Origin of the sequence: Kitasatospora sp. NPDC088783 (assembly GCF_044750705.1) — a bacterium.
GTDB lineage: Bacteria > Actinomycetota > Actinomycetes > Streptomycetales > Streptomycetaceae > Kitasatospora > Kitasatospora fiedleri.
The window spans coordinates 174,113-182,506 of record NZ_JBIVKJ010000011.1 but is presented as its reverse complement, the minus strand read 5'-3'; the positions used below and the strand labels follow the sequence as shown (position 1 = coordinate 182,506).

8 protein-coding genes are annotated in these 8,394 nt (G+C 75.8%); 5 read left to right on the top strand and 3 right to left on the bottom strand.

The genetic code is table 11. The features are described 5' to 3' along the window. Positions 1 to 24: 24 nt before the first annotated feature. Positions 25 to 888: a DUF5829 family protein gene (locus ACIP60_RS27775; RefSeq protein ID WP_400689070.1), complete on the bottom strand. Its 864-nt coding sequence runs from the start codon at positions 886 to 888 to the stop codon at positions 25 to 27. A 263-nt stretch (positions 889 to 1,151) separates the two neighbouring features. Here ACIP60_RS27775 and ACIP60_RS27770 point away from each other — a divergent pair, with 263 nt between their 5' ends. The 5 genes from ACIP60_RS27770 to ACIP60_RS27750 all read left to right on the top strand — a co-directional run bounded on the left by ACIP60_RS27770 (position 1,152) and on the right by ACIP60_RS27750 (position 6,385). Then, entirely contained in the window at positions 1,152 to 1,928 is a 777-nt protein-coding gene (locus tag ACIP60_RS27770) for a BTAD domain-containing putative transcriptional regulator (RefSeq protein WP_400689068.1), read from the top strand. A gap of 273 nt (positions 1,929 to 2,201) precedes the next feature. Continuing rightward, entirely contained in the window at positions 2,202 to 3,203 is a 1,002-nt protein-coding gene (locus ACIP60_RS27765; RefSeq protein ID WP_400689065.1) for a beta-ketoacyl-ACP synthase III, read from the top strand. Between the two features lie 63 nt (positions 3,204 to 3,266). Then, on the top strand, positions 3,267 to 3,515 hold the full coding sequence (locus tag ACIP60_RS27760) for an acyl carrier protein (protein ID WP_100835545.1): 249 nt from the start codon (positions 3,267 to 3,269) through the stop codon (positions 3,513 to 3,515). After that, complete coding sequence (locus ACIP60_RS27755; protein ID WP_400689061.1) at positions 3,512 to 4,735, top strand: beta-ketoacyl-[acyl-carrier-protein] synthase family protein; 1,224 nt, start codon at positions 3,512 to 3,514, stop codon at positions 4,733 to 4,735. Before ACIP60_RS27760 ends, ACIP60_RS27755 begins: the two co-directional genes overlap by 4 nt. 78 nt (positions 4,736 to 4,813) lie before the next feature. Further along, entirely contained in the window at positions 4,814 to 6,385 is a 1,572-nt protein-coding gene (locus ACIP60_RS27750) for a GMC family oxidoreductase (protein WP_400689058.1), read from the top strand. 65 nt (positions 6,386 to 6,450) lie between these two features. On the opposite strand, the gene ACIP60_RS27745 is transcribed toward ACIP60_RS27750, so the two are convergent. Both ACIP60_RS27745 and ACIP60_RS27740 read right to left on the bottom strand, forming a co-directional pair. Beyond that, on the bottom strand, positions 6,451 to 7,323 hold the full coding sequence (locus tag ACIP60_RS27745; protein WP_400689055.1) for an LLM class F420-dependent oxidoreductase: 873 nt from the start codon (positions 7,321 to 7,323) through the stop codon (positions 6,451 to 6,453). Continuing rightward, positions 7,320 to 8,282, bottom strand: a complete 963-nt coding sequence (locus ACIP60_RS27740) for a proline iminopeptidase-family hydrolase (protein ID WP_400689052.1) — start codon at positions 8,280 to 8,282, stop codon at positions 7,320 to 7,322. Before ACIP60_RS27740 ends, ACIP60_RS27745 begins: the two co-directional genes overlap by 4 nt. Positions 8,283 to 8,394: the final 112 nt, after the last annotated feature.

The following is an 8,394-nucleotide window of genomic DNA, read 5'->3' as shown; positions in this document are numbered from 1 at the left end:
TTTGCCGGGCCGCCGCCGGGATATTCAGGACGCCGGGTCGAAAATCCACCGGGCCGCGCCCCGCGGTTCGAACAGGATCCGGGACTTCCCGTCGAAGTCGACGGATTCCGGGAGTTCGCCCGGGGCCGTTTCGGCCACGGACAACCGGATTTCCGCAATCCGGTCGGTGGTGCCTTCGCCGGCATTCAGGACCAGCTCGAAGTCCTCGCCGGAGAGCCGGATCGCGCCGTCCGCGGCGGCGGTCCGTTCGAAGCCCAGCGCGCCCAGCACCGCGGCCAGCCGCTCGGCCCGCTCGGGGCCGGTCTCCAGGGTCACGCCGGTCAGGTCGCGCAGCAGCCGGCCGTCCTCGGCGGTGCCGAGCGAGGCGTCCAGGTAGTCGGCGCGGCGCATGGCGCCGTCGGGCCGGGGCACCGCCCCGAGGCTCTCGAAGTACTCGGGGGTGACCTCGTTGAGGAACAGCAGGATCCGGCTGCCCTCGCCCAGGTCGGCGTTGATCAGGTGGTACCAGGGCTGCTGCTCGCCGCTGCCGGGGTCGGCCCGGGTGACCAGTTGGTGCTGGTGGCGCAGGCCGGCCTCGTCCAGCAGCCGGTGCGCGACCGGCGAGGAGCCGGGCTCCTCGAAGGAGAAGACCAGACCGCCGGTGAGCGGCGAGGCGCTGGGCATCGGGCTGCCGAAGAGTTCGACCAGGGTGTTGCGGCCGGCCACGCCGAGCGTGGAGTAGGAGCCGGCGACCGAGCTGTCGGCCACCTTGCGCTTGACCCGGCCGAACCGGCCCTCGACGAAGCTGTTCGAATCGACGGCCGTCAGCACGTCCTCGCCGACCAGGACCATCACGTGGTCGATGCGCGGCACCGGGCGCTCGGCGCCGGAGGCGGATCCGCCTGTCATCGGTCTCCCCGATCTCGTTCCCGCCCTCGGCTTCCGTGTCCGGTCACCCACGGGCGGACCAGGCCATCTGGCCGCTCGAGTCTTGCATCGGGCTCCGTTCGAACACACCGGGGGAAAACCCTGGGGACCCCTGGGACGACCCTGGGTTCCACCCTGCCTCGGGAGGACCGGGCTTGACACCGCGTCGAATCCCGGGCGAGCATCCTTCCGGTCCGTTCGATTTGCGATTCGGGGGAACCGTGCAGATCAATCTCCTCGGTGCCGTGTCCGTCACCACCGGCGGCATTGAACGAACAATTCCCGCGAACCGGGTCCGCACACTCCTGGCCGTCCTGGCCCTGAATATCGGCCGGGTGGTCCCGCAGCAGGAACTGGCCGAGGAACTCTGGTCCGGCCGGCCCCCGGCCGGTGTCCCGAACGCGCTCCAGGCCGCCGCCACCCGGCTGCGCCGGGTGCTGGAGGGCCCGGCCCGCGAGCGCACCGGCGGGACGGCGCTGCGCTCCGTCCCGCACGGCTACCTGCTCGACCTGGACCGCGACTGCGTGGACGCCAACCGCTTCCTCGCGCTCACCGCGCAGGGCTCGGCGGCGCTCGCCGCGGAGCCCGGCCGGGCCCTCGGGCTGCTCCGCTCCGGCCTCCACCTGTGGCGCGGCCCGGCCCTGGTGGACGTCGGCGACGGCCTGCGCTGCCGCTCGGCGGCGACGCTCTTCGAGGAGCGGCGGCTGACCGCCCAGGAGGACCTGGCCGAGGCGCTGCTCGCGGTCGGCGACGTCCGGCAGGCGGTCGCCGAACTGCGCCGACTGACCGCGGCCCGGCCCGCCCACGAGCGGTTCTGCGAACTGCTCATGGTGGCGCTGTACCGCTCCGGCCGGCAGAGCGAGGCACTGACCGCCTACCACCGCACCCGGCTGCGGCTGGACGAGGACTTCGGCCTGCGGCCGGGCGACGCCATGCAGCGCCGCTACGCCGAGATCCTCTCCCAGGACCCGGCGCTGCTCGGCCCGGCCGGCTTCCGCGTCCCGGTGGCCGCGGCGGGCTGACCCGCTCCACCGGCCCGACCGGCCGGCGCCGGCCCGACCGGCTGCACCGACCTGACCCGCTCCACCGATCCGACCAGCCGCACCGGACCGACCTGCTCCACCGGCCACCGGTGCCCGCCGGCGCCCGCGCGGTGCCCCGAACCGCCCGGTGCCGCCGCGACTTCCGCGACTTCCGCGACTTCCGCGACTTCCGCCAAAGGAGCGTACTGCCATGACCTCGAACCGCCCCCGCCCGCCCGGCGGCCCCCGGTGACCCCGGCGACACCGGCGGCCGTGCTCTGCGGGATCGGCAGTTGCCTGCCCGCGCGCCGGGTCGGCAACGACGAGCTCGCCGGGGTGCTGGACACCTCCGACGAGTGGATCCGCTCGCGCACCGGCATCGGCGGCCGCCACTGGGCCGACCCGGACACCGCGACCTCCGACCTGGCGGTCGGCGCGGGCCGGCGGGCGCTGGCCAGCTGCGCCCCCGAGGACCGGCCGGGGGTGGACGCGGTGGTGGTCGCCACCACCACCCCGGACCGCAGCTGCCCGGCCACCGCCCCGCTGGTGGCGGCCCGGCTGGGCCTGGGCCCGGTCGCCGCGTACGACGTGGCGGCGGTCTGCACCGGCTTCGTGTACGCGCTGGCCTCGGCGAGCGGCCTGATCGCCGCGGGCATCGCCGAGCGGGTCCTGGTGATCGGCGCGGACACCTTCTCCAGCATCCTCGACCCGGCCGACCGGACCACCTCGGTGATCTTCGGCGACGGCGCGGGCGCGGTGGTGCTGCGGGCCGGCCACCCGGACGAGCCGGGCGCGCTGGGCGCGTTCGACCTGGGCAGCGACGGGGACGGGTACGACCTGATCACCGTCCGCGGCGGCGGCTCCGAGCAGCACCTGTCCACGGCCGCCCCGGAGCCGGGGCGGGCGTACTTCACGATGGACGGCAAGGCGGTCTTCCGGCACGCGGTGGAGCGGATGTCGCGCTCCTCGCGCACCGTGCTGGACCGGGCCGGCTGGGAGCTGTCCGGCCTGGACTGGATGGTCGGCCACCAGGCCAACCGGCGCATCCTGGACCGGCTCGCCGACGACCTCGGGGTGCCGCGCGAGCGCTCGGTCGGCAACATCGCCGAGGTCGGCAACACCTCGGCGGCCTCGATCCCGCTCGCCCTGGACGACGCCCGCGGCGCCGGCCTGCTCAAGCCCGGCGACCGCGTCCTGCTGACCGCCTTCGGCGGCGGCCTCACCTGGGGCTCCGCCACCCTCACCTGGCCCGGACCGGACCGCTTCGTGTCCTGACGCCCGGTCAGTTCCCGTTCTCCACCCGCACGTTCCGCATCCCGCGACGACGAAGGAGCCACCATGGCCACGATGTACGACACCCTCGCCGACCTGATGGTCGACCAGTTCCAGGTGGAGCGCTCGGAGATCCGGCCCGACGTCACCTTCGAGGACCTGGAGATGGACTCGCTGTTCCTGGTCGAGCTGCTGCTGGTGGTGCAGAAGGAGGTCGGGGTGCAGATCTCCGACGACGTCGCCACCCCCCGGGACACCATCGGCCGGGCCGCCGAGGCGATCGAGGAGCAGGTCGCCGCCGCGAAGGCGTCATGACCGGCACCCCGGTCGCGGTCACCGGTCTCGGCCTGGTCACTCCGGCCGGGATCGGTGCCGCGGCGAGCTGGCAGGGCGTGCTGGCGGGGGTCTCCGCCGCCCGGCGCGACCCCGCGCTGGCCGGGCTGCCCGTGGACATCTCGTGCGCCGTGCCGGGCTTCGAACCGGCCAAGCACGTGGGGCGGCGCAGCTCGCTGATGCACGACCGGTTCACCCAGCTCGCCGTCACGGCCGCCCGCGAGGCGGTCCTGGACAGCGGGCTGGACACCGGGAGCTGGGACGCCGCCCGGGTCGGCGTGGTGATCGGCTGCGGGCTCGGCGGCGTCTCCACCTGGGAGAAGCAGCACCGCCGGATGCTCGAGGACGGGCCGACCACGGTCTCCGCGCTGCTGATCCCGATGCTGGTGCCGAACATGGTGGCCGGCCACCTGGCGATGGAGTTCGGCGCGACCGGCCCCAACCTGGTGACCGCGACCGCCTGCGCCTCCGGCTCGACCGCCGTCGGCATCGCCATGGGCCTGCTGCGCGACGGCAGTTGCGACGTGGTGATCGCCGGCGGCAGCGAGGCCGGGATCTCCCCGCTGATCGTCACCGGCTTCGCCCAGATGGGCGCGCTGTCCCGCCGCACCGACGACCCGGCGGCCGCCTCGCGTCCGTTCAGCCAGGACCGGGACGGCTTCGTGATCGGCGAGGGCAGCGGCATCCTGGTGCTGGAGCGGGAGGCGGACGCCCGCGCCCGCGGCGCCCGGGTCCGGGCCCGGCTGCTGGGCTTCGGCGGCTCGGCGGACGCCCACCACATGACCGCCCCCGACCCGGAGGGCGTCGGCCAGGGCCGGGCGCTGACCTCGGCGCTCGCCGACGCGGGCGCCGCGCCGGACGAGGTCGACCACGTCAACGCGCACGGCACCTCGACGCCGCTGAACGACGTCGCCGAGGCCCGGCTGCTGGAGCGGGTGATCGGCACCGGCGCGTCCGTCACCTCGGTCAAGGGCGTGCTGGGCCACTCGCTGGGCGCGGCCGGCGCGGTGGAGGCCGCGCTGACGGTGCTCACCGTGGAGCACGCGACAGTGCCGCCGACGGCGAACCTGGAGCAGCCCGACCCGGAGATCAAGCTGGACCTGGTGGCCGGGGCGCCGCGTCCGCAGCAGGTCGGCCTGGCGGTGAGCAACTCCTTCGGGTTCGGCGGCCAGAACGCGGTCCTGGTGGTCGGCCGGGCCTGACCGCCCCTCCGACCGGGCCCGACCGACCGCCCTGCCGACCGGGCCCGACCGCCCCTCACACACAACGGAAATGGGACCGTGAGCGAGACCTTGGTCAACGACAGGACCGACAACAGGTACGACGTCATCGTGGTCGGCGCCGGCTCGGCCGGCTGCGCGGTCGCCGCCCGCTGCGCCGAGGCGGGCGCCCGGGTCCTGCTGCTGGAGGCGGGCGGCGCCGACACCAACCCGGCGATCCACGACCCGCGGCGCTTCGGCGAGCTGTGGTTCGGCCCGGAGGACTGGGCGTACCGCACCGCCGCCCAGCCGGGGGCGGCCGACCGGCAGCTGCACTGGCCGCGCGGCCGGGTGCTGGGCGGGTCGAGCTCGCTCAACGCCATGATCTGGGCCCGCGGCGCGGCGCTCGACTACGACCACTGGGCGTACCTCGGCAACGCCGGCTGGTCCTGGGCGGACGTGCTGCCGGTGTTCCGCCGGATCGAGGACTACGACACCGGCGGGGACGGGCTGCGCGGCGCGGGCGGCCCGGTGCCGGTGCTCACCGACTACCGGCCCGACCCGGTGCACCTGGCCTTCCTGGAGGCCGCCGGGAGCATCGGCGTCGAGCGGCAGGAGAACTACAACGACGGCCGCCCGCACGGCATTTCGCAGATCCAGTTCACCATCGCGCAGGGCCGCCGGTTCAGCGCCGCCGCCGCGTACCTGCGCCGCCCGGGGGTGGCCGGTCCCGAGGTGCTGACGGGGGCTCGGGCCCGGCGGCTGCTGCTCCGGGACGGGCGCTGCACCGGCGTGGAGTGGGTGCGCGAGGGCCGGTTGGAGTCGGCCACCGCGGACGCCGAGGTGGTGGTCAGCGCGGGCGCGATCGAGTCGCCCCGGCTGCTGATGCTCTCCGGCATCGGCGACCCGGCCGAGCTGAAGGCGGTCGGGGTGGAGGTGGCGGCGGCCCTGCCCGGGGTCGGCCGGAACCTGCACGACCACCTGCTGGTGCCAGTGCTGTTCTCCACCGAGCGCGACCCGGGCCGCCCCTCCGAGGGGCTGGGCCCGGCCCAGACGCACCTGTTCTGGCACAGCGGCCCGGGCCTGCCCGGCCCCGACCTCCAGCCGCTGCACTTCCCCGTCCCGATGTACCTGCCCGGCATGTCCGGCCCGCCGACCGGCTTCACCCTCCAGGCGGGCCTGGTCCGGCCGGCCGGGCGCGGCTCGATCCGGCTGACCGGCGCCGAGCCGGAGGACGAACTGCTCATCGACCCGGGCGTGTTGAGCACCGCGGCGGACGTGGACCGGCTGGTCGCCGCGGTCGAGCTCTGCCGCGAGCTGGGCAACGCGGAGCCGCTGCGCACCGAGTGGGGCGCGCGCGAGCTGTACCCCGGCCCGGCGGGCTCCGGCGCGGAGCTGCGCGAGCACGTCCGGCGCACCGTCGGCACCTACCACCACCAGGTCGGCACCTGCCGGATGGGCGTGGACGCGGACGCGGTGGTCGACCCGCGGCTGCGGGTGCACGGGGTGGCGGGCCTGCGGGTCGCCGACGCCTCGGTCTTCCCGACGGTGACCACCGGCAACACGCACGCCCCGGCGCTGCTGGTGGGCGAGCGGGCGGCCGAGTTCATCGCGGCCGAGCACGGCACCGGGTGGGTGGGCGCGGCGAACTGACGGACCGTCGGAAAAGTGGGGGGCGGACCGGCGGCTGCCGGTCCGCCCCCGTCGTCGGTGGCGCGTCAGTGCGGGCGGGCCCCGATCAGCTCCGGGGCGTTGCGCTCGACCAGCTCCTCCAGCAGCGCGGTCTCCGGGTTGTACGGGGTGATCACCACCAGCCGGTGCACGCCGAGTTCGGCGTAGGCGCGGACGGTGTCCGGGTCGAGCGGCCGGGAGGGGGCGACGGTGATCCGCAGCGGCGGGCCCTGGCGGCCGACCTCGGCGGCGGCCCCGGCCAGCGAGCGCAGCTGCTCGGCGGTGGCGGCCGGGCTCAGCCGGAAGCCGAACCACTCGTCGCCGTACCGGGCGGCCCGCCGGTGCGCGGCCCGGCTGTGGCCGCCGACCAGCAGCGGCACCGGGCGCTGCCGGGGGCGGGGGTGCGCGTCGACGCCCGCGAAGTCGACGAACTTGCCGTGCTGGGACGGGTGTTCGTCCTCCCAGAGCGAGCGGACGGCCCGCAGGTACTCGTCCATCTGGGCGCCGCGTTCGCGCACCGGGACGCCGAGGGCGCGCAGTTCGGGCTCCAGGTAGCCGACGGCGGTGCCGAACAGCAGGCGGCCGTCGCTGACCACGTCGAGCGAGGCGAGCTGCTTGGCCAGCACCAGCGGGTTGCGCTGCGGCAGCACGATGCAGCCGGTGCCGAGCCGGATCCGCTCGGTGCGGGAGGCGAGGTGGGTGAGCGCCACCAGGGGTTCGAGCAGCGGCTGGTCGGGCTCCAGCGGCGACTCGGGGGTGCGCGGGGCCGGCAGCACGACGTGGTCGGCGGCCCACAGCGACTCGTAGCCGAGCCGCTCGGCGCGGCGGGCGAGGCGGGTGGCCGTGGCCGGGTCGGCGAACGGGCCCAGGTTGGCGCCGAACAGCCCGACGACGGGCAGGGCGGGTGCGGAGTCGATCACGGGGTGGGTGTTCCCTCGACCTGGGCCAGGAACACCTCCACCGCGGCCCGGAAAGCGGCCGGCTCTTCCAGGTGCGGCAGGTGGCCGGAGGCGCCGAACTCCAGCCGCCAGGCGCGCGGCAGGCCCCGGTAGAGCGCGTCGGCGGCCTCCGGGACGACCTGGTCGTACCGGCCGGAGACCACCAGCGCGGGCAGGTCGACCGCGGCCAGCCGGTCGGTGAAGTCCCAGTCCCGCAGGCTGCCGGTCATGCTGAACTCGCTCTCCCCCATCATCGTCCGGTACACCGTGGGGTCCTCGGCCATCGCGGCCATGGTGCGGCGCAGCGCCTCGGGCGCGGGCCCGGCCCGGTAGACGTGCCGCCGGTAGAACGCGGTCATCGCCTCCCCGTACGCGGCCGGGTCGACCGGCTCGCCCGCCTCGTGCCGCGCCAGCACCTCGCGCTGCTCGGCGGGCAGCCGGGCCAGCAGCCCGGCGACGCCGCGGACGTAGGCGGGCGAGGAGGCGAAGGTGTCGGCCAGGACCAGCGCGCGCAGGCCGGCGGGCCGGGTCAGCGCGGTCTCCAGGGCGAGCATGCCGCCCCAGGAGTGGCCGAGCAGGTGGAAGCCGCCGGACAGGCCCAACGCGTCGGCCAGAGCGTGCAGTTCCTCGACGAACAGCTCGGGGGTCCAGAACCCGGCGGGCGCCTCGGGGCGGTGCCCGGAGCGGCCGACGCCGTACTGGTCGTAGAGCACGCAGGGCCGGCCGGCGGCGGCGAGCGCCTCGGCGAGCGGCACCAGGTAGTCGTGGGTCATGCCGGGGCCGCCGTGGCAGAGCACCAGCGGCGCCCGGCCGCCGCCGCCGTCGCCCTCGCCGTCACCGGGGAGGTCGCCGGGGTGGCCCCCGACCACCCGGTACCAGGTGCGGCCCCGGCGCCACTCCAGCAGGCTCCCGGCCCCGTCCCGCCGCGTCGACTCCGCCATGTCGGCCCCCCGTTCGATGGTCCGGACATCATCGCGACCGACCCTGACCGGAGGCTGACCGCGTCCTGACCCCCGGGGTGGCGGGGGTGCGGTCAGCCTGCGGTCAGCCCCC

Coding starts and splice junctions, on each gene's coding strand:
- ACIP60_RS27740 (WP_400689052.1), bottom strand. CDS start 8,282: ATGGCGGAGTCGACGCGGCGGGACGGGGCCGGGAGCCTGCTGGAGTGG.
- ACIP60_RS27760 (WP_100835545.1), top strand. CDS start 3,267: ATGGCCACGATGTACGACACCCTCGCCGACCTGATGGTCGACCAGTTC.
- ACIP60_RS27775 (WP_400689070.1), bottom strand. CDS start 888: ATGACAGGCGGATCCGCCTCCGGCGCCGAGCGCCCGGTGCCGCGCATC.
- ACIP60_RS27755 (WP_400689061.1), top strand. CDS start 3,512: ATGACCGGCACCCCGGTCGCGGTCACCGGTCTCGGCCTGGTCACTCCG.